The sequence below is a fragment of the Micromonospora sp. HM5-17 genome (assembly GCF_003762835.1).
In the GTDB taxonomy this organism is placed as follows: domain Bacteria; phylum Actinomycetota; class Actinomycetes; order Mycobacteriales; family Micromonosporaceae; genus Plantactinospora.
The window spans coordinates 1-20,290 of sequence record NZ_RJWA01000011.1 but is presented as its reverse complement, the minus strand read 5'-3'; the positions used below and the strand labels follow the sequence as shown (position 1 = coordinate 20,290).

Sequence of the window (20,290 nt, the reverse complement as noted above, 5' to 3'; positions counted from 1 at the left end):
GATGGCCCGTCCTGGCCGGCCGGCGGGGCCGGGGCCGATCGACGATGGCGCAGGACGTGGTCAGCCTAGCCACATCCTCCGCAATCATCCCAGCCGTCACCGGACGCCGCCGGGTGAACCGGCCAGCCACCCATCGCGGCGCCGGGGGCACACCGGTCGCCGGGCCGGATCCGGGCCGCCGTCAGGGCCGGGTCCGCCGCCGGACACTGCCGCGCCGGATCCGCCGCCGCGCGCCGGGCTCCACCACGTCGGCGTCCGCGTCCAGGTCACCGTTCTCCGGGAGGGCGTCCGGATCCCCCGGGCCGGCCAGCCGCATCGGCTCCGCTGCCGGAGTCTCGGCGGCGTCCGGGGTCGAGGGCGACTCGGCCTCGTACCGGGACAGGTCGTACCCCATGGTGTCCTGGTAGTCCGAGGCCTCGACGACGACCCGTTCCGAGGCGGCCTTGCGGCCCCGGCGCCGGGTCGGCGCGACCGGTGCCGCCGCCGGTTCGGCCGACGCCGTCGGAGCGCTGGTCGCGGGAGCGTTGCCGGCCGGGGCGCTGGTCGCGGAGGCGTTGGTGGCCGGGGCACTGGTCGCGGGAGCGTTGGTGGCCGCCGAGGCCACCGCCTTGACCCTGTCGCCGGCGCCGGACCGGGGCTTCTCCGGCACCGGCTCGGTGTGGATGATCACACCGCGGCCCTTGCAACACTCGCAGGTCTCGCTGAACGCCTCCAGCAGGCCAGCGCCGATCCGCTTGCGAGTCATCTGCACCAGACCGAGCGAGGTGATCTCGGTGACCTGGTGCTTGGTGCGGTCCCGGCCCAGGCACTCGGTGAGCCGGCGCAACACCAGTTCGCGGTTCGACTCCAGGACCATGTCGATGAAGTCGATCACGATAATGCCGCCCAGGTCCCGCAGCCGGAGCTGGCGGACGATCTCCTCCGCCGCCTCCAGGTTGTTGCGGGTGACCGTCTCCTCCAGGTTGCCGCCCGCACCGGTGTACTTGCCGGTGTTGACGTCGATGACGGTCATCGCCTCGGTACGGTCGATCACCAGGTGGCCGCCCGAGGGCAGGAAGACCTTCCGGTCCAGGCCCTTGAGGATCTGCTCGTCGATCCGGCGCTCGGCAAAGACGTCGACGGTGCCGGTGTGTCGGCGCAGCCGGGGCACCAGGTCCGGCGAGACGTGCGAGAGGTACGACTCGACCATGTCGTACGCCTCGTCACCCTGCACGATGAGTTCACGGAAGTCCTCGTTGAAGAGGTCCCGGACCACCCGGATCACCAGGTCCGGCTCCTCGTAGAGGAGCATCGGGGCGCCCCCCGCGGCGGCCTTGGCCTGGATGTCCTCCCACTGCGCCTGGAGCCGCTTGACGTCCCGGGCCAGTTCGTCCTCGGTCGCCCCCTCGGCGGCGGTCCGGACGATGACGCCGGCCCCGTCCGGTACCAGCTTCTTGAGGATGTCACGGAGCCGCTTGCGTTCGGTGTCCGGCAGCTTACGGCTGATGCCGGAGGCGTTGCCGTGCGGAACGTAGACCAGATGCCGGCCGGAGAGGGCGATGTGGCTGGTCAGCCGTGCCCCCTTGTGCCCGATCGGGTCCTTGGTGACCTGCACCAGCACGGAGTCACCGGAGCGCAGCGCCTGCTCGATCGAGCGCGCCCGGCCCTCGAGGCCGGTGATGTCCCAGTTGACCTCCCCGGCGTACAGCACCGCGTTACGCCCACGCCCGACGTCGACGAAGGCCGCCTCCATGCTCGGCAGCACGTTCTGGACCTTGCCGAGGTAGACATTGCCGGCCATCGTGCCGGAGGACGCCCGGCTGACGTAGTGCTCGACCAGCACCCCGTCCTCGAGGACGGCGATCTGGGTCCGGTCGCCGCGCTGGCGGATCACCATCACCCGGTCGACCGCCTCCCGGCGGGCCAGGAACTCCGACTCGGTCAGGATCGGCGGCCGGGTACGCCGCTGCTCGCGCCCGTCCCGGCGGCGCTGCCGCTTGGCCTCCAGCCGGGTCGAACCGGAGACGCCCTGAACCTCGTCGACGGTCTTCCTCGGCTCGCGGATCTTGATGACCGTGGGTACGCCGTCCTCGGCGACGCTCTCGGTCTCCCCGGAGCCCTTGCGCCGCCGGCGCCGGCGCCGGCGCGTCACGCCGTCGACCGCGACCTCGGCCTCCTCGTCCTCGCCCTCACCGGGCACGGCCGGGACCTCGGTCTGACCGGACGGCGCCTCCTCGACCTCCTCGACGTCGTCGGGGGTGCCCTTGCCACGGCCACGGCCACGGCGACCGCGGCGGCGCCGACGGCGGCTGGTGACCGTCTCCTCGTCCTCGTCCCGTTCCGCCACCTCGGCGGGCTCCTCGCCCGCGACGACCGGCTCCGGCTCCGCCTCCGCCTCGATCTCGGGCTCGGCCGGCTCCGTGGTGCGGCGCCCGCGGCGACGACGGCGTACGGTCTCGGCTGGTTCGCCCGGTTCGGCCTCGTCGCCCTCCGGGCGGCCGGCGGCCGGCTCGGCCGCCCGCGAGGTCGGCGCCTCCGGCTCCGGAGCCATGAACAACACGGTCGGCGCGGAGAGCACCGCCCGGCGGCGCCGTGGCTCCTCCTCGCCGGTCCCGGCCGCACCGGTCCCCGTCTCGCGGACCACGGCCGGCTCGGTGCCGCTCCCGGTCGGCGCCGCGCCGGTGGGCGACGCACCGGTGGGCGACGCGGCGTCACCGCCGGTACCGGCGGCACCGGTGACACCCGGGGCCCCCCCTCCGGCCACCGGCGGCTCCGATCCCGTCTCCGGCTGCCCCGCGGGGGCGCCGTGCTCGCCGGACGCCGTCCCGACGCTGGACGCCGCGGGCGGCGCCGCCGGAGCAGCCGCCTTCTTACGTCGCGTACGGGTCACCTTGACCGGCGCAGCCGCCTCCCCGGCCGCCGTCTCCGCGGCACCACCGGCCGGCGCGGCCGGACCAGCCTGTTCCGCCTCGGCCGCACTCCCGGCCGCCGAGGGGCCGGTACCACCGTCCGGGGCGGAGCTGGCGCCGGTCGCCCCGTCGGGGACCCCGCCCCCGGCGGCGTCGGTATCACCTCCGGCGGCGGTCGCGTCGGCCGCGTCACCGGGACCGCCGGCCGCCGCACCCGACGCGCCGGTCGCGGCGGCCTCGGCCGACGCGGATGCGGCCCCCTTGTCGGCGGTGGTGGCCTTGCGACGGCGACGGGGCGCCTTCGCCGTGCTCTCGGTGTCCCCGGTGACCGGGGCGAGCACCTCGGCGTCGGCCGCCTCACCGCTGGTGGCGCGGACGGAGGTGGGTGCCTCGACCGGTACGCCGGTCGGGGCCGGCTCGCTCGGCGGTGCCGAGGTGCGGCGCCGCGTGGTACGGGTGCGCCGTGCCGGCGCCTCGCTACTGATCTCGTTGGCGGTCACGTTGCCCGGCTCTGCGCCGGTACGCTCCCCGCCCTCGGGCTCGTTCTCGAGCATGGGCGTTCTCCAGTTCTGGCCTCCCCGGGCGCGGGTGAGCGCTGCCACGCAGGGATGCCGCAAAGTATTTCCGGCGACGCGTCGAGGTGACCGGCCACCGAAGTCTGCCTGCCTGACCGCCGGCCGGACCTCCGGCTAGCGTTCGCCGATGGCTGCCCCGTCGCGATCCGCCTCCAACGGATCGACGATCTCCCCCTGCGCGGTCAGCGTGCCCTGCGCCAGGCGGGTCGCTCGAGGCGGCACCGGCGGCGCCAGGTCGGCCACCACGCGGAGGCCGGAAAGGACGTCATCGGGTCGTACGGACGGGGTGACCTGCCGCACGACCACCTCGAGTATCGCACACGGTACACCCTCGACCTCGGAAGGTGCCTCGGTCGTGGAGATCACATCGATGCTCACCACGGCGCCGCGCGCGTCGAAGACGCGTCGGCCCTGCTTCGTCATCCGCTCGACCGGCACCTCGGGAGCGGCCAGGAACGCCGACACCGCGTGGCGCAGGACGGCCGGGTCGACACCCGGCAGCTCGATCCGCCACCGCGACGCGTCGATCCGGTCGGCGAGGCTCCCGGGTCCGGCGACGACGGCGTCGAGGATGTCGAGGCCCGGCGACAGCGCGGCGTCGAGCGCGATCCGAAGTTCCGCCGGGTCCACCTCCTCGCAGAGCCCGATCTCCAGGTACTCCGCCTCGCTGGCGACCCCGGTCGGCGCCGCGCTGGCGTAGGAGATCTTGGGGTGCGGCGTGAAGCCCTGCGAGTACGCGACCGGCACGCCGGCCCGGCGCAGCGCCCGCTCGAACGCGCGGGCGAAGTCCCGGTGCGAGGTGAACCTCAGCGGCCCCCGCTTGGCGTACCTGATCCGGATCCGCTGTACGACCGGTGCCTGGCCGCCCTCGGGCTGTGGTTTGCTACTGATCGCTGCTCCTAGGGGTACATGGTGGTCCCGGCGTTCCGGTCATCGATGGCGCGGGCCGCCGGATCGGACCGAGTCGGGTCGAAACGGTCAGCGGGACGACGTCGCCGGCATACGCAGGCCCCGGACCGGGGTCAGCGGCAGCAGCTTCCGACCCGTCGGCCCGACCTGGATCTCGGTGTCCATCGAGGGGCAGACGCCGCAGTCGAAGCACGGCGTCCAGCGGCAGTCGTCCTGCTCGTACTCGGCCAACGCGTCCTGCCAGTCCTGCCAGAGCCAGTCCTTGTCCAGGCCGGAGTCGAGGTGGTCCCAGGGGAGTACCTCGGTCTGCTCGCGCTCCCGGACGGTGTACCAGTCGAGATCGACACCGAACTGCGGCAGGACCTCGGCGGCGGCCTCCACCCAGCGCTGGAAGGAGAAGTGCTCGCTCCAGCCGTCGAACCGGCCGCCGTTCTCCCAGACCTTCCGGATCACCGCGCCGACGCGGCGGTCGCCCCGGCTCAGCAGGCCCTCGATCAACGAGGGCTCGCCGTCGTGGTACCGGAAGCCGATCGCCCGGCCCAGCGACCGGTCGGCGTTGATCGCCTGCTTGAGCAGCTTGAGCCGGTTGTCGATCACCTCGGGGCGCTCCATCGCCGCCCACTGGAACGGAGTGTGCGGCTTGGGCACGAACGCGCCGATCGAGACCGTGCAGCGGATGTCCTTCGACCCGGTCGCCTCCCGGCCCGCCTTGATCACCTCGTGCGCGAGCCGGGCGATCTGCAGGACATCCTCGTCGGTCTCGGTCGGCAGGCCGCACATGAAGTAGAGCTTCACCTGGCGCCAGCCGTTGGTGTACGCGGTGACGACGGTACGGATGAGGTCCTCTTCCGACACCATCTTGTTGATCACGCGGCGGATCCGCTCCGAGCCGCCCTCCGGCGCGAAGGTGAGCCCGGTCCGCCGGCCGTTGCGGCTCAGCTCCTGGGCCAGCTCGATGTTGAACGCGTCCACCCGGGTGGAGGGCAGCGAGAGCGACACGTTCGTCCCCGCGTACCGCTCGGCCAGGCCGGAGCAGATGTCGCCGATCTCCGAGTGGTCCGCCGACGACAGCGACAGCAGCCCGACCTCGGAGAAGCCGGAGTATTCCAGCCCCTGCTGCACCATCTGCCCCACGGTCGTGATCGACCGCTCCCGGACCGGCCGGGTGATCATGCCCGCCTGGCAGAACCGGCAGCCCCGGGTGCAGCCCCGGAAGATCTCCACCGCGTACCGCTCGTGCACGGTCTCGGCGAGCGGCACGAGCGGCTTCTTCGGGTACGGCCAGGCGTCGAGGTCCATCGTCGTGCGCTTGTGCACCCGGAACGGGACGTCCGGCCGGTTCGGCGCCACCCGCCGGATCCGACCGTCGGGCAGGTAGTCGACGTCGTAGAAGCGCGGCACGTAGACGCTCTCGGTCCGGGCCAGCCGCAGCAGCAGCTCGTCCCGGCCCCCGGGGCGGCCCTCCTCCTTCCAGGCCCGGACGATGTCGGTGATCTCCAGGACGGCCTCCTCGCCGTCCCCGAGAACCGCCGCGTCGAGGAAGTCGGCGATCGGCTCCGGGTTGAACGCGGCGTGCCCGCCGGCCAGGACCACCGGGTGCGCCTCGGTCCGGTCGACCGCCAGCAGCGGGATCCCGGCCAGGTCGAGCGCGGTGAGCAGGTTGGTGTAGCCGAGTTCGGTGGCGAACGAGACACCGAGCAGGTCGAACGCCCCGACCGGCCGGTGTGCCTCGACGGTGAACTGCGGCACGCCGTGCGCCCGCATCAGCCGCTCCAGGTCCGGCCAGACCGCGTACGTCCGTTCGGCCAGCACGTCCGGCAGCTCGTTGAGCACCTCGTAGAGGATCTGCACGCCCTGGTTGGGCAGGCCCACCTCGTACGCGTCGGGGTACATCAGCGCCCAACGGACCGCCGCGGAATCCCAGTCCTTCACCACCGCGCCCAGTTCGCCGCCGACGTACTGGATCGGCTTGCTCACCTGGGGCAGCAGCGGTTCGAGTTGCGGCCAGACCGTCATCGCCGCTGACCTGCGCGCGGCAGCCGACGCGACGCTCATGAGACCTCCCGGAACCAAATCCACTGGGACACGACCAACCACCCAGGGTACGCGCGCACCCGGCGACCCGGTCGGGTAGGAACCCTAACCCGAGCCCTCGTCGTACCCGCCGTACGCGGCCGGGCCGCCCGTCCCACGACGGACCACGGGACCGCGACCGGACGAACTGGTACGACCGTACTAACCTCGGACCGGCGCGAGAGGAGATCCGCACGATGCTTCCGCCTCAGCCGGACGAGGGTCAGCCGGCGGGCCGAGCCACCTCACCCGGGCGGTCGGAGCCGGCCCAGCCGGCACCGGACGGTGGTCGCGACGATCGCGACCCCGCGGTCACCACCGTCCCCACCGAGGACGCCGCCCACCCCGACCCGTCCCGGGACGAGGCGGCGACCCGCCCGGACGGGGACGCGACCGAACGGCTCCCGGCCGACGACGGCGACGCGAGCCCGGCGAGCCCCGACGTCACGGAGCCGACCCTCCCCGCCCGGGCCGGCACGGCGCAGCCGGCGACGCCTCCCGAGGTCACCCAGGTGGCGCCGCCCCCGGACGTCACCGCCCCGGTGCCGTCGACCCGGCCCGACACGGCCGACGCCGCAGCGACGCGTACCGACGCCGACAACCCGGCCGGGGAGGCGGGACCACGTACCGGCGGGCCGGACCCGGTCACGGGCCCGGAGGCGGGGGCCGACCCCGAGCCGACCCGGGTCGCCGCGCCCCGCTGGACCGGTTCGGCGGCGGTGCCGCCACCGAGCCGGCGCAAGCGTCGGTGGCGCGGCGACGACGAGCCGCCCCCGCCACGCGTACCGGCGTCGGCCCCGGCGCGTCGCCCCGACCCGACCCTGCGGATGCCGGCGCTGGAGCCGGACGAGGCCGAGATGCCGACGCCGGTCGATCCCTGGGCCGGGGTCGCCAACGACCCGTGGGTCACACCGGCTGCGTTTCCGTCCCTGGACCCCGGGTCCCACCCGCCGGTCGACCACTCCGCATCCGCCGGGCTGGCGCACCCACCGGCCGAACCCGCGGGACCCTCCGGTCCGCCGCCCCGTCAGCTTCCGGCGACCCGACGCTTCCCGGCCCTGCCCGGGTCGCCCCCACCGGCGCCACAGCCCCGGCCCGGTTCCTCGGCCCGATCGTCGGTGGCACCGGAGCCGGCTCCGGCCGGGCGGGCGACACGCCGGGAACCACCACGACCGCCCACGGCGGCCGCCCCGCCGCCACCGGCGGCCCCACCCCGGCCGGTGACGCGAAAGCGGCCCTCGGCGCCCCCGCCACAGCCCGCACCGCCGAGCCCGCCGCCCGCTCCGGCACGACGACGGCGGCGCTGGCCCCGGGTCATGCTGACCCTGACCCTGCTCACCGTCGCCTGCTGCTGTGGCCTTCCCGGGTACTACCTCTGGCCAATCTGGACCCAGTACCCCGCCCGGCCGGCGGACCCACTCCCCGAGCAGGTCCTGGACCTCCGGCTCCAGGACGGCCAGGAGGACCAGCGGGTCACCAGCGACCTCAGGTCGGACCTGGAGATGCGGAACTGGTTCAGCAAGGAGACCTTCGCCGCCGTGTACCGCGACGGGCGCGGCAAGCGGGTCACCGTCTTCGGCACCACCGGCTTCCGCCTCGACCCCGAGGGCGCGGTGGACGAGGAGTTCAGCCAGTTCGAGAAGAAGTACGGCGTCACCGACACCCGCGACATCGACACGGGCGTCCGGGGTGAGTACCACCGCTGCGGCGTTGGCCGGGAGCGGGGCGAATCGGTGGTGGTCTGCACCGCGGCCGACCACGGCAGCCTCATCAGCGGGCTCTTCACGCTGCGCAACATCGACGACAGCGCGGAACTGCTGCTGGCGATGCGCGAGGAGATCGTCCTGCGGGACTGACCGGAGCCCGACACCGGGAACCGACCCGGAACCCGGCACCGACGGGCACCTCCGGACGCGGCGCCGACACCGACGACCAACGGGCTCGGCCGGATCGCTGACCTCGGCGCCGCCGGCGGCGGTCGCGCCGGACGGACGGGCCGGCGATTGGGGACCTGGGCCGACGGCGGCGGCACGCGGCAGGAGGCGGACAGCTCTCGACCCGCGCCGGAAGCACCCGGCGGGGAGAACGGATCAGGTGTCCGCCGGCGATGCCGCGCCACCGGGGGCGCCACGCACCGGAGCGTACCGGGGTACGTACTCCTGGCCGGTCAGCTTCTGGATCTCCATCATGATCTCGTCGGTGATCTCGCGCAGCGACGTCCGGTCCACCGGCCGGCCGGTGAAGTCGAGCGGCTTGCCGAACCGAATGATGATCTTGCCAGCGCCGAGCCGGGGCATCCGGGCACCGATCGGCTGCACCTTGTCCGTACCGAGTGTCCCCACCGGGATCACCGGCACCCCGGCGGCCAGGGCCAGCCGAGCCACGCCGGTCCGTCCTCGATAGAGCCGCCCGTCCGGCGACCGGGTCCCCTCCGGATAGAGCGCGACCAGGTCCCCGGCCCGCAGCACCGGAATGGCCCCGTCGAACGCGGAGAGGGCGGCCCGCCCACCGCTGCGCTCGACCCGGATCGCCCCCAGCCCCGTCACGAGCGACCTGGTCAGCCAGCCCCGCAACCCGGTGCCGGTGAAGTACTCCGCCTTGGCCCAGAACGCGAGGTGTCGCGGCACCACCGCGCCGAGGAAGATCTCGTCGGCGACCGACAGGTGGTTGCCCGCGAAGATCGCGCCACCGGTCTTCGGGACGTTCTCGAGCCCTTCGACGATGGGACGCCAGGCGAACCGCAGGACGGGGGCGACGGTGTACTGGCCGATGGTGTAGAGCAGCGGCACGGAACCTCCGGCAGTCGGGGTGGGTGGCGCTGTCACGGTAGCCGACGCCCGGCCGGGACGGTACGGGTGACCGGCGCGGTCACCCGTACCGCCACACACCGCTACCGTGCGCAGACATCCGTTGGGTCGGGGATGAAGGCCTCGTCCGGAAACCGGTCGTGGGGCGCCGGTCCGGGGACCGGTCCCGGCGAGGGTCAGCGGCGGCGCACCCGGATCGTGACCGGCTCGTTCTCGCCGACCTCGCCGGCGAAGCCGCCCGTCACCTGCTCCGGTGTCGTGTACTCGACCGACTCCGCCAGCACCTCTCGCGCCACGAAGTCGCGGTGCGCCTGAACCGCCGCGGTCACCTCCGGGCCGGCCCCGATCAGCAGGTCGATCCGGTCCGACACGTTCAGGCGCGCGTCCCGGCGGGCCTGTTGCACGACCCGGATCACGTCCCGGGCCAACCCCTCGGCGGCCAGCTCCGGCGTGACCGTGGTGTCCAGCACCACCACGCCCTCGCCGCCGGGCAGCGGCGCCGACTGCTCCGGATCGGCCGGAACCAGCTTCAGCTCGTACTCGCCGGGCTCCAGCCGGACCCCCGCGGCCTCCGGTACGCCGTCGACCAGCGACCAGTCCCCGGCCTTGACCGCCTTGATCACGGCCTGCACCTGCTTGCCGACCCGGGGGCCGAGCACCCGGGGCACCACGGTCAACACCTGCGCGCAGTAGCTGCTCAGCTCGGTGCTGAACTCGACCGACCGCACGTTCACCTCGTCCGCCACGAGGTCGGCGAAGGGCCGCAGGGTCGCCGCGGCCGGGGTCGCCACGGTCAGCGACGACAGCGGCAGCCGGACCCGGAGCCCCTTCGCCTTGCGCAGCGACAGCGCCGCCGAGACCACGCCGCGCGCGGCGTCCATCGCCGCCACCAGCTCGTGGTCGGCCGGGAACTCGGTCGCGTCCGGCCAGTCGGTCAGGTGGACCGAGCGCTCCCCGGTCAGCCCGCGCCACACCTCCTCGGCGGTGAGCGGGGCCAGCGGGGCGAGCACCCGGCTCACCGTCTCCAGCACGGTGTAGAGGGTGTCGAAGGCGTCCCGGTCACCGGCCCAGAAGCGATCCCGGGACCGCCGGACGTACCAGTTGGTCAGCGCGTCCAGGAACGACCGGACCGAGGCGCAGGCACCGGAGATGTCGTACGCGTCGAGCTCGGCCGTGACCGCCTCGATCAGCTCCCGGGTCTTGGCCAGGACGTACCGGTCCAGCAGGTCGCCGGCACCGCCGGCCGCCCCCGCGTCGGTCCTCCGCTTGGCCGTGTACCCCTCCGCGTTCGCGTAGAGCGAGAAGAAGTACCAGACGTTCCAGTACGGCAGCAGCACCTGGCGCACCGAGTCCCGGATCGCCGTCTCGCTGACCACCACGTCCCCGCCGCGCAGCACCGGCGACGCCATCAGCGTCCAGCGCATCGCGTCCGAGCCGTAGGTGTCGAACATCTCGTAGACGTCCGGGTAGTTGCGCAGGCTCTTGGACATCTTGCGCCCGTCGGAGCCGAGCACGATGCCGTGCACCACGGCGTTGCGGAACGCCGGCCGGTCGAAGAGCGCGGTCGCCAACACGTGCATGGTGTAGAACCAGCCCCGCACCTGCGGCTGGTACTCGACGATGAAGTCGCCCGGGTAGTGGTGCTCGAACCACTCGCGGTTCTCGAACGGGTAGTGCACCTGGGCGAACGGCATCGAGCCGGACTCGAACCAGCAGTCCAGCACCTCCGGCACCCGCCGCATCATGGACCGGCCGGTCGGGTCGTCCGGGTTCGGCCGGGTCAGCTCGTCGATGCCGGGCCGGTGTAGGTCGGTGACCCGTACCCCGAAGTCACGCTCCAGCTCCTCGAGCGAGCCGTAGACGTCGACCCGGGGGTAGTTCGGGTCGTCCGACTTCCAGACCGGGATCGGCGACCCCCAGAACCGGTTCCGGCTGATCGACCAGTCCCGGGCATTCGCCAGCCACTTTCCGAAGGAGCCGTCCCTGACGTGCCCCGGGGTCCAGTTGATCTGCTGGTTCAGCTCGACCATCCGGTCTTTGATCTTCGTCACCGCGACAAACCAGGAGGAGACCGCCTTGTAGACCAGCGGGGTGTCGCAGCGCCAGCAGTGCGGGTACGCGTGGGTGTAGGTGTCCTGCCGGAGCACCACGCCACGCTCCTTCAGCTCCCGGATCACCGACCGGTTGACGTCGAAGACCTGCTCCCCCTGGTACGGCGGCACCAGCGCGGTGAACCGGGTGTGGTCGTCGACGGTGACGATGGTGGGGATGCCCGCCGCGTTGCAGGCCTTCTGGTCGTCCTCACCGAACGCGGGCGCCAGGTGCACCACCCCGGTCCCGTCCTCGGTGGTCACGAAGTCGGCGCCGAGCACCTGGTACGCGTTCGGCCCGGCCCGCTCCACGAGGAAGTCGTACAGCGGCGTGTAGCGGCGGCCGACCAGGTCCCGACCGGTGACCGTGCCGACCCGGGTGAAGCCCTCCAGCTCCGTGGCGTACGCGCCGAGCCGCGCCGCCCCGATCACGTACCGCTCGCCGTCCCGCTCCAGGACCGCGTACTCGATCTCCGGCCCGACGGCGAGTGCCAGGTTCGACGGCAGGGTCCACGGTGTGGTGGTCCAGACCCCCACCCGGACCGGCCCGCGCACCGGCTCGGGGGCGTTCTCGTCCGGGGTGAGGCTGAACCAGACGGTCACCGTGGGGTCGTGCCGGTCCCGGTAGACGTCGTCCATCCGGGTCTCGGTGTTCGACAGCGGTGTCTCGCAGCGCCAGCAGTACGCCAGTACGTTGAACCCCTCGTAGATCAGCCCCTTGTCGTAGAGCTGCTTGAACGCCCACATGACGCTTTCCATGTAGCTCAGGTCCAGCGTCTTGTAGTCGTTGCCGAAGTCGACCCAGCGAGCCTGACGCGTGACGTACCGCTCCCACTCGTTGGTGTAGGCGAGCACGGAGGTGCGGCAGGCCTCGTTGAACCGGGCCACCCCGAGGTCGAGGATCTCCGCCTTGGTGGTGATGCCGAGCTGCTTCTCCGCCTCCACCTCGGCCGGCAGGCCGTGGCAGTCCCAGCCGAACCGCCGCTCGACGCGGCGGCCCCGCATCGTCTGGTAGCGCGGGATCACGTCCTTGGCGTAGCCGGTCAGCAGGTGGCCGTAGTGCGGCAGGCCGTTGGCGAACGGCGGGCCGTCGTAGAAGACGTACTCGTTGGCCCCGTTCGGTCCCGCGTCCCGGGACTCGACGCTCGCCTCGAAGGTCTTGTCCGCCGCCCATCCGTCGAGCACACGACGCTCGATCGCCGGCAGGTCCGGACTGGCCGGCACACCCGTGCCGGCGGGGGCGTTCTTCGGGTACGCCATCGCGGGTCGCTCTCCTCGGTGCAGCGCACTGCCTGTGATCTGCGAGGACGAGCCCGGGTACGCCCACCGACGCACCGCAGACCCGCGGTACCACCCCGCTTGGTGGTCGGGAGCCGACCACCCGCTCATTAGCCGGCTGTGACGGGCCGGTCCCGTCCGGTTCTACTCGGGCCACGCCGGGCGGGGCCCTTTCTTCCGGAGGCTCACCGGTGATGGCCGGGTCATCGCCTGTGGCTCTCCACGATACTCGACCCGGCCGGTCGGGCTCACTCCGATACCCGTGCCCCGGGCCGAGCCCCCGCGACCGGGCGGTCGGCCGAGCCCGACAGACCGCATCCCGACGGACAAAGACGCCGGACGGGACCGTCCGGGGCGGCCGTCGGGTACCCCGGCCGCTCGACGTGCCCCGCCAGCCCGGACACCCCGGCGGAGGCTGTCCGGAAGGCGGGGTCGGCCGGGTCGGCCGGACGTCGCGTCGGTTGGGCGCCGGCCGGACGCCCGGAGGGATCCGGGGCGGCCGGACCCCACCCGGAGGGATCCGAGGGGTGGTCCGGGCCCCGACGACGAACCTCCTCCATCGTCGGTCGTTCCATTCCCGCCGGATCCGGCCTAGCCTGACCGTAGGTAGGAGGTCCACTGTGGCAGATGATCGGCGACGCCAGGTTGCACCCGTACGGAAGCTCGTCGCCGCGGTGCTGGGCACCCTCGCCACCTTCGTCACGCTCTTCGGCGTCGGGATGCGCAGTTGGGCGATCGCCATGCTCGGCGTGGCCCTGCTCGCCCTCGCGGTCGGGCTGGTCGCGATCACCGCGGTCCGTACCGGCCCCCGGGCGTGGGTGACCGGCGTCGGCCACGTCCACAGCGTGACGGAGCCGCCGGCCTCGTCGGCCTTCGGCCGATGTGAGCTCCAGATCGTGATCGACGCTCCCGGGGTGCCGGCCCGCTCGGTGAAGATCCGCGACCCCAGGGTCCCGGTGTCGAAGTGGCCCGATCCGGGCGCGACGCTGCCGATCATGGTCGCCATCGACGACCAGCGACACGTCCGGATTCTCTGGGACGAGGTGCTGACCCACGCCGAGGCCGCGGCGAGCGGCGACCTTCCGCCGCCCTTCGAGGGCCCGGACCCACTCGGCGACGACATCCTGATCGAGCAGGAGGCGCCGCCGTGGGCGCGGCGCGAGCGGGACGACCCGTTCGCGGGCCCGCCGGTCGCGGAGACCGTCCCCGACGACCCCGTCGACGATCCGGACCGGTTCCGCGAGGATCCCGAACCGTTCCGCGACGAGCGGGACGACGATCGGGGTGCACCCCGCGACGAACCGGTGGTGGTGCGCCAGACGCCGGGCGGGACGATCGTCCTGGAGGGGACCCTGGTGGAGGCACCGGCCACCCCGCCGCTGCCCCGCCGTCCCCGGCCGGCCCCGACCAGCGAGGCCCGACGGCCGAGCCCCGGTCCGGCAGCCGAGACCGCCGCGCCGGCCGTCTCCACCGTGGTGACCGAGCCGACTCCGCCGGACACCTCCGGTCGGGAGCCGACCGCCGCCGCCCCGACACCTCCCGCCCCCCGTGCCGGTACGCCGGACAGCGAGATCGACATCGCCCTGGACAACCCGGCCTCGGACGCCGACGTCGAACCTGCCGCCGACCCCACGCTGACCTCCGACGACGAGGCGATCCTGGCCAACCTGCGGGCCACCCCGCCCCCGGCCCGGCTCGGCGAGTCAGGGCCGATCGCCGGAGTGGGGATCACCCTGCTCGTCACCGACCTGGAGCGCTCGGTCAGCTTCTACCGAGATCTCCTCGGCTTCTTCGAGATCGACGGCGGCAACGGGAACGCGGTCCTCGCCTCCGGCGCGACCCGCCTGGTGCTCCGCGCCATCCCCGAGGTCGCGCCGATCAACCGCCGGCTGGTGCACCTCAACCTTGAGGTCAACGACGTCAACGCCACCTACGAGGAGCTGGTCGCCAAGGGGGTGAAGTTCACCTACCCCCCGCGGGCGGTCAACCGTGGCGCGAAACTCGAGCTCTGGGCGGCCGCGTTCCGGGATCCGGACGGGCACGGCATCGCGCTGACCCAGTGGCGCGAACGTGACCCTGACTGACCGGGTGTGTGCCCGGCCGGGGTCAGCCGAGGATCGCCCGCCGTACGTGCAGGACGTACACCCAGACGGCGGCGAAGATGACGCCCAACACCCCCAGCGACCAGTGCAGGAACCCGGCGAGCATCAGGAGCGCCTGCAGCACGGTTCCGGCGTGCCAGGCCCAGCGCCGCCGCAGGCACCCGGCCACCAGGACCGCCGCCACCGCGAGCCCGACGACGGTGCCGATGGCGGCTCCACCGAGGTGGCCGCCGAGCAGGCGGATCGGCTGGATCGCCAGTAGCAGCGTGACGGTCTCGACGCTCAACGTCAGGGCGCCGAGACTCCGTACCGCCCGGTCCGGGTTTCGCAGCCCGGACCGCCGCTCGACCGGCCCTCCGGCGGGGTCCTCGGTGGCGCCGCTCATCGCTTCAACAGCCGTCGTGCGTCGGCGACCGTGACCACCGAACCCGTGACCAGCACGCCCACTCCGCTCAACTCCCCCGTCAGGTCCGACTCCGCCAGGGCCACCGCCGCCTCGATCGCGTCCGGCAGTGCCGGCGCCACCCGGACCCGTTCCGGTCCGAAGATCTCGGCGGCGATCCGGCCCAGCTCCGCGGCCGGCATCGCCCGGGGCGAGCTGTTCTGGGTGATCACCACGGCGTCCGCGACCGGCTCCAGCAGCTCCAGCAGACTCGTCGCGTCCTTGTCGGCGAGCACCCCGACCAGCGCGACGAGGCGGTTGAACGCGAACTCCTCCTGCAGCGCGGTGACCGTCGCCGCCATGCCGTGCGGGTTGTGCGCGCCGTCCAGCAGGATCGTCGGCGCCGACCGGACCCGTTCCAGCCGCCCGGGTGAGTCGGCGCTGGCAAAGCCCTGGCGTACGGTCTCGACGTCGAGCTGGCGGGACGCGCCGGCGCCGAGGAACGCCTCCACGGCGGCGAGCGCCACCGCGGCGTTCTGAGCCTGGTGTGCCCCGTGCAGCGGGACGAAGACGTCGTCGTAGACCCCGCCGAGCCCCTGCAGCGAGAGCACCTGTCCGCCGACGGCCAGCGTCCGCCGCAGGACGCCGAACTCGCTGCCCTCCCGGGCGACTGTGGCGTCCATCTCGACGCAGCGCTCCAGGATCGGCCGGACGGCCTCGTCCGGCTGGGTCGCCGAGATCACCGTGGCGCCCTTGTGGATGATGCCCGCCTTGGCCAGGGCTATGTCCTCGATCGTGTCGCCCAGCCACTCCGTGTGGTCGAGCCCGATCGGGGTGATCACGCAGACCCCGGCGCCGAGTACGTTCGTGGAGTCCTCCGCCCCGCCGAGGCCCACCTCGACGACCGCCACGTCGACCGGGGCGTCGGCGAAGGTGGCGAAGGCCAGCGCCGTGGTCAGGTCGAAGTACGTCAACGGCTCGTCCGCCCGCTCGTCGACGAGCCGGGCCAGCGGTGCGACCTCGCGGTACACCGAGACGAACCGCTCCTCGCTGACCGGTTCGCCGTCCAGGCTGATCCGCTCCCGCACGGTCTCCAGGTGCGGGCTGGTGTACCGGCCGGTGTGCAGCCCGAAGGCCCGGAGCAGCGCGTCGATCATGCGGGCGGTGGAGGTCTTGCCGTTCGTCCCGGTCACGTGGATCGACGGGTACGCCCGATGCGGGCTGCCCAACACGTCGAGCAACGTCTCGATCCGTCCGAGGTCGAAGACCATCCGGGTGAAGCCCCGTTCGGCCAGTTCCGCCTCGACCGCGGCGAACTCGGCCGTCCGCCCACTCCGCTCACTCACCACGATCCCGCCTGTTCCCCCCGGCTACCACGACTCCCGTACCGCCCGGCGGGCCACCACGCCGGGCTCCCCCGCCGGGCGGCTCCGCCGGGGACCGTCCCGGCAGGGCCGCCCGGGCGTCGGCGACCGGACCTCACCCGAGTGCCGCCAGAGCGGCGTCGATCCGCTGGAGGTCGGCCTCGGCCGCGGCGAGCCGGGCCCGGATCCTCTCCACCACCGGCGCGGGCGCCTTCTCGACGAAGGCGGGGTTGGCCAGCTTCGTCCGGGCCTGGACGAGCTCCTTCTCGGCCGCCGCCCGGTCCTTCTCCAGCCGGGCCCGCTCCGCGGCGAGGTCGATCGACCCCCGGGTGTCGAGCGCCACGGTCACCGCCCCGGTCACCGCCAGGGTGGCGCTGGCCTGGAAGTCCGGACCCGGCTCGTCGAGCCGGACGAGCGAGCGGACCAACGCCTCGTGACCGGCGAGCCCGGCCTCGGCCAGGCCGTCGAGCCGTGCCGCAACCCGCTGCGTCGGCCGCAGCCCCTGGTCGGAGCGGAACCGACGGATCTCGGTCACCACCCGCTGCAGCTCGGCGATCTCACGCTCCGCCGCCGTGTCGACCAGCTCCGGTACGGCCTCCGGCCAGGCCGCGACCATCACCGAGTCGACCGACCGCTCCGGCCCGGTGAGCGCGATCCAGAGTTCGTCGGTCACGAACGGGATGATCGGGTGCAGCAGCCGCAGCAGCTGGTCGAGCACGTGCCCCAGTACCCGTCGGGTCGCCTCGGCCCGCGCGCCGCCGGCGGCCAGCACCGGCTTGGCCAGCTCCACGTACCAGTCGCAGACATCGTCCCAGGCGAAGTGGTACAGCACGTCGCAGACCTTGGCGAACTCGTACGCCTCGAACTGCCGGTCCACCTCGGTGATGACCTGCTGCAACCGGGACAGAATCCACCGGTCGACGGTGGAGAGCCGGTCCGGTCCGGGCAGCTCGCCGGTGACGTGGGCGCCGTTCATCAGGGCGAACCGGGTAGCGTTCCAGAGCTTGTTGCAGAAGTTCCGGGAGCCCTGGCACCACTCGTCGCTGACCGGTACGTCCTGCCCGGGATTGGCGCCCCGGGCCAGCGTGAACCGGGTAGCGTCGGCGCCGTACCGGTTGATCCAGTCCAGCGGGTCGATGACGTTGCCGAACGACTTCGACATCTTCTTGCCGAACTGGTCGCGCACCATGCCGTGCAGCGCGATGACGTCGAAGGGCTGCCGGCCGTCCATCGCGTAGAGGCCGAACATCATCATCCGGGCGACCCAGAAGAAGAGGATGTCGTAGCCGGTCACCAGCACGCTGGTCGGGTAGAACTTGGCCAGGTCGGCGGTGTCCTCCGGCCAGCCGAGGGTCGAGAACGGCCACAGTGCGCTGGAGAACCAGGTGTCGAGGACGTCGGTGTCCTGGTGCCAGCCCTCGCCGGTCGGCGGCTCCTCGTCGGGGCCGACGCAGCGCATCTCGCCGTTGGGGCCGTACCAGACCGGGATCCGGTGGCCCCACCAGAGCTGCCGGGAGATGCACCAGTCGTGCATGTTGTCGACCCAGGCGAAGTAGCGCTTGGCCATGTCGGCCGGCTCGATCCGCACCCGTCCGTCCCGCACCGCGTCGCCGGCGGCCCGGGCCAGCGGGCCGGTGTTGACGAACCACTGGAGCGACAGTCGCGGCTCGACCGTCGTCCCGCACCGCGAGCAGTGCCCCACCGCGTGCACGTACGGCCGCTTCTCGGCGACGATCCGACCCTGCTCGCGCAGGGCGGCGACGACCGCCCGCCGTGCCTCGAAGCGGTCCAGTCCCTCGAAGGGGCCGGACGCGGTGATGACCCCCCGCTCGTCCATGATCGTCAGGGCGGGGAGGTTGTGTCGCTGGCCGATCTCGAAGTCGTTGGGGTCGTGCGCAGGGGTCACCTTGACCATGCCGGTACCGAAGGTCGGGTCGACGTGCGCGTCGCCGACGATCGGGATCCGTCGCCCGGTGAGCGGGAGCTCGACCTCGGTGCCGATCAGGTGCCGGTACCGCTCGTCGTCGGGGTGCACCGCAACCGCGGTGTCGCCGAGCATGGTCTCGGCCCGGGTAGTGGCGACCACGACGTCGTCGCTGTAGCGGATGGAGACCAGCTCTCCCTCGTCGTCGCTGTGCTCCACCTCGATGTCGGAGAGCGCGGTCAGACAACGCGGGCACCAGTTGATGATCCGCTCCGCACGGTAGATGAGGCCGTCGTCGTACAGCCGCTTGAAGATCGTCTGTACGGCGCGCGACAGCCCCTCGTCCATGGTGAAGCGCTCGCGGTCCCAGTCGACGGAGTCGCCGAGCCGGCGCATCTGGCCGAGGATCGCGCCGCCGGACTCGGCCTTCCACCGCCAGACCCGCTCGACGAACTTCTCCCGCCCGAGGTCGTGCCGGGACAGGCCCTCGCCGGCGAGCTGCCGCTCCACCACGTTCTGGGTGGCGATGCCGGCGTGGTCCATGCCGGGGAGCCAGAGCGCCTCGTAGCCCTGCATGCGCTTGCGACGAATCAGCGCGTCCTGCACGGTGTGGTCCAGGGCGTGGCCCATGTGCAGGGAGCCGGTGACGTTCGGCGGCGGGATGACGATGGTGAACGGCGGCTTGTCGCTGTCGGCCGAGGCCCGGAAGTGCCCGGCCGCCACCCATGCCTCGTACCGGCGGCCCTCTACCTCGCCCGGCTGGTACTGGGCGGGCAGGGGCGCGGCCGTGGTGCGGTGGGAGTCCAGAGTCTCGGTCACCCGGAAAGTCTACGGAGCGCTGCCAGGTCCGTCGTGCGCCGCCTCCCCCGTCGCGTACGGTGGCGGCTATGTCCGATGCTTCCCACCCCGATCGGCGTCCGTCGGTCGATGCCGCTCCCATAGAGCTGACGTCGGAACCGGTCGTCCTGGACCAGGCGGCGCCCCGGGATGGCGGCCCGACGGACTCGTCTGCCCCCTCGGGGTCGGAGGACCGATCCACCGCGCCCCGGTGGTCACGGCGGCGGACGATCGTCCTGGGTGCGATCCTGACGCTCGCCCTCGTCGCGGGCGTCGGGTTCGGTAGCGTCGGGTGGCGGATTCTCCAGGAGAAGGACGCCACCCTCAGCATCCCGCCGGAGATCGCGGGCCTGAGACAGGACACCAGCATGCGGGCCCGGGAGACCGCCGATTACCTCCGGATCGGCTTCACCGCGGACATCGTCGACACCGACGAGAGCATCGGGGTCGTGTACGCCGACCCCGACGCCCCGGACCGGAGTGTGCTGCTGTTCGGCGGGACAGGCCTGGTGTGGCAGCCGGAACGCGACCTGGACCGGCTCTTCGATCTCGTGTCGGAGGGCGAGGGGACGATCGGTGACCTGCGTACGGTGGACGCCGGTCCGCTCGGCGGCGTGATGAAGTGCGGCACGAGCCGCGGCGACGGCGGCGACATCGCCATCTGCGGCTGGGCCGACCACGGCAGCGTCGTGATGGCGATGTTCCCCGGACGCGATCTGGGCGAGGCCGCCGCCCTGCTCCGAACCATCCGCGCCGCCATCCAGCAGCGCGGCTGAGGGCGCGTTCGCCAACAGCCCGGCGTGCGGACCCACTCGCCGATGGTCCGCCGCCGTGCCCGGCTGCGGCCGTATACGCGACGGTTGCCAGATCGGTCGTGGCGACACGGTCAGCGGGTTGGCGCGGGCAGAGGTCGCTCGATGCCGAAAGGCACGGAATCGCGCCACCCACGAGCGACATGCCATGCCGGCGTGTTGGTTCGTGAAACAAAAGCCCAAATGAGCCGGACCAACATCCCAAACAGCCGCGGAAACAACAACAACAGCCGCCAAAACCCCCACGAA

At 72.8% G+C, this 20,290-nt stretch carries 11 protein-coding genes; 3 read left to right on the top strand and 8 right to left on the bottom strand.

The genetic code is table 11. The features are described from left to right. Positions 1 to 181: 181 nt before the first annotated feature. The 3 genes from EF879_RS23925 to EF879_RS23915 form a co-directional block, all read right to left on the bottom strand. On the bottom strand, positions 182 to 3,442 hold the full coding sequence (locus EF879_RS23925; RefSeq protein WP_123562380.1) for an Rne/Rng family ribonuclease: 3,261 nt from the start codon (positions 3,440 to 3,442) through the stop codon (positions 182 to 184). A gap of 135 nt (positions 3,443 to 3,577) precedes the next feature. Further along, entirely contained in the window at positions 3,578 to 4,297 is a 720-nt protein-coding gene (locus EF879_RS23920; protein WP_123562378.1) for a TIGR03936 family radical SAM-associated protein, read from the bottom strand. Between the two features lie 144 nt (positions 4,298 to 4,441). Next, on the bottom strand, positions 4,442 to 6,427 hold the full coding sequence (locus EF879_RS23915) for a TIGR03960 family B12-binding radical SAM protein (RefSeq protein WP_123562376.1): 1,986 nt from the start codon (positions 6,425 to 6,427) through the stop codon (positions 4,442 to 4,444). 215 nt (positions 6,428 to 6,642) lie between these two features. On the opposite strand from EF879_RS23915, the gene EF879_RS23910 reads away from it, so the two are divergent. Beyond that, positions 6,643 to 8,301: a hypothetical protein gene (locus tag EF879_RS23910; RefSeq protein WP_123562374.1), complete on the top strand. Its 1,659-nt coding sequence runs from the start codon at positions 6,643 to 6,645 to the stop codon at positions 8,299 to 8,301. A gap of 234 nt (positions 8,302 to 8,535) precedes the next feature. Here EF879_RS23910 and EF879_RS23905 read toward each other — a convergent pair whose 3' ends face one another. Continuing rightward, positions 8,536 to 9,234 carry a 1-acyl-sn-glycerol-3-phosphate acyltransferase gene (locus tag EF879_RS23905; RefSeq protein WP_123562372.1) on the bottom strand — a complete coding sequence of 233 codons (699 nt, stop codon included), beginning with the start codon at positions 9,232 to 9,234 and terminating at the stop codon, positions 8,536 to 8,538. Positions 9,235 to 9,428: 194 nt separating this feature from the next. Next, positions 9,429 to 12,602 carry an isoleucine--tRNA ligase gene (gene ileS, locus EF879_RS23900; RefSeq protein ID WP_123562370.1) on the bottom strand — a complete coding sequence of 1,058 codons (3,174 nt, stop codon included), beginning with the start codon at positions 12,600 to 12,602 and terminating at the stop codon, positions 9,429 to 9,431. A gap of 638 nt (positions 12,603 to 13,240) precedes the next feature. Here ileS and EF879_RS23895 point away from each other — a divergent pair. Then, positions 13,241 to 14,704 (top strand): VOC family protein, encoded by a 1,464-nt coding sequence (locus tag EF879_RS23895; protein ID WP_123562368.1) that lies wholly within the window; start codon positions 13,241 to 13,243, stop codon positions 14,702 to 14,704. Between the two features lie 22 nt (positions 14,705 to 14,726). Here the strand turns inward: EF879_RS23895 and EF879_RS23890 are convergent, their stop codons facing one another. The 3 genes from EF879_RS23890 to EF879_RS23880 all read right to left on the bottom strand — a co-directional run bounded on the left by EF879_RS23890 (position 14,727) and on the right by EF879_RS23880 (position 19,211). Next, positions 14,727 to 15,107 (bottom strand): DUF4233 domain-containing protein, encoded by a 381-nt coding sequence (locus EF879_RS23890; RefSeq protein ID WP_123562366.1) that lies wholly within the window; start codon positions 15,105 to 15,107, stop codon positions 14,727 to 14,729. After that, on the bottom strand, positions 15,104 to 16,375 hold the full coding sequence (locus tag EF879_RS23885) for a folylpolyglutamate synthase/dihydrofolate synthase family protein (protein WP_123562521.1): 1,272 nt from the start codon (positions 16,373 to 16,375) through the stop codon (positions 15,104 to 15,106). The genes EF879_RS23890 and EF879_RS23885 overlap by 4 nt, the downstream gene beginning before the upstream one ends. A gap of 208 nt (positions 16,376 to 16,583) precedes the next feature. Beyond that, positions 16,584 to 19,211, bottom strand: a complete 2,628-nt coding sequence (locus EF879_RS23880) for a valine--tRNA ligase (RefSeq protein WP_123562364.1) — start codon at positions 19,209 to 19,211, stop codon at positions 16,584 to 16,586. Between the two features lie 68 nt (positions 19,212 to 19,279). Here EF879_RS23880 and EF879_RS23875 point away from each other — a divergent pair, with 68 nt between their 5' ends. Continuing rightward, positions 19,280 to 20,005 (top strand): hypothetical protein, encoded by a 726-nt coding sequence (locus EF879_RS23875; RefSeq protein WP_123562362.1) that lies wholly within the window; start codon positions 19,280 to 19,282, stop codon positions 20,003 to 20,005. The last annotated feature ends 285 nt before the right edge of the window (positions 20,006 to 20,290 follow it).

What these genes read in the sequence shown, in the direction of transcription:
- EF879_RS23925 (WP_123562380.1), bottom strand. Translation starts at nt 3,442, where the DNA reads ATGCTCGAGAACGAGCCCGAGGGCGGGGAGCGTACCGGCGCAGAGCCG.
- EF879_RS23915 (WP_123562376.1), bottom strand. Translation starts at nt 6,427, where the DNA reads ATGAGCGTCGCGTCGGCTGCCGCGCGCAGGTCAGCGGCGATGACGGTC.
- EF879_RS23910 (WP_123562374.1), top strand. Translation starts at nt 6,643, where the DNA reads ATGCTTCCGCCTCAGCCGGACGAGGGTCAGCCGGCGGGCCGAGCCACC.
- ileS (WP_123562370.1), bottom strand. Translation starts at nt 12,602, where the DNA reads ATGGCGTACCCGAAGAACGCCCCCGCCGGCACGGGTGTGCCGGCCAGT.
- EF879_RS23890 (WP_123562366.1), bottom strand. Translation starts at nt 15,107, where the DNA reads ATGAGCGGCGCCACCGAGGACCCCGCCGGAGGGCCGGTCGAGCGGCGG.
- EF879_RS23885 (WP_123562521.1), bottom strand. Translation starts at nt 16,375, where the DNA reads ATGGTCTTCGACCTCGGACGGATCGAGACGTTGCTCGACGTGTTGGGC.
- EF879_RS23875 (WP_123562362.1), top strand. Translation starts at nt 19,280, where the DNA reads ATGTCCGATGCTTCCCACCCCGATCGGCGTCCGTCGGTCGATGCCGCT.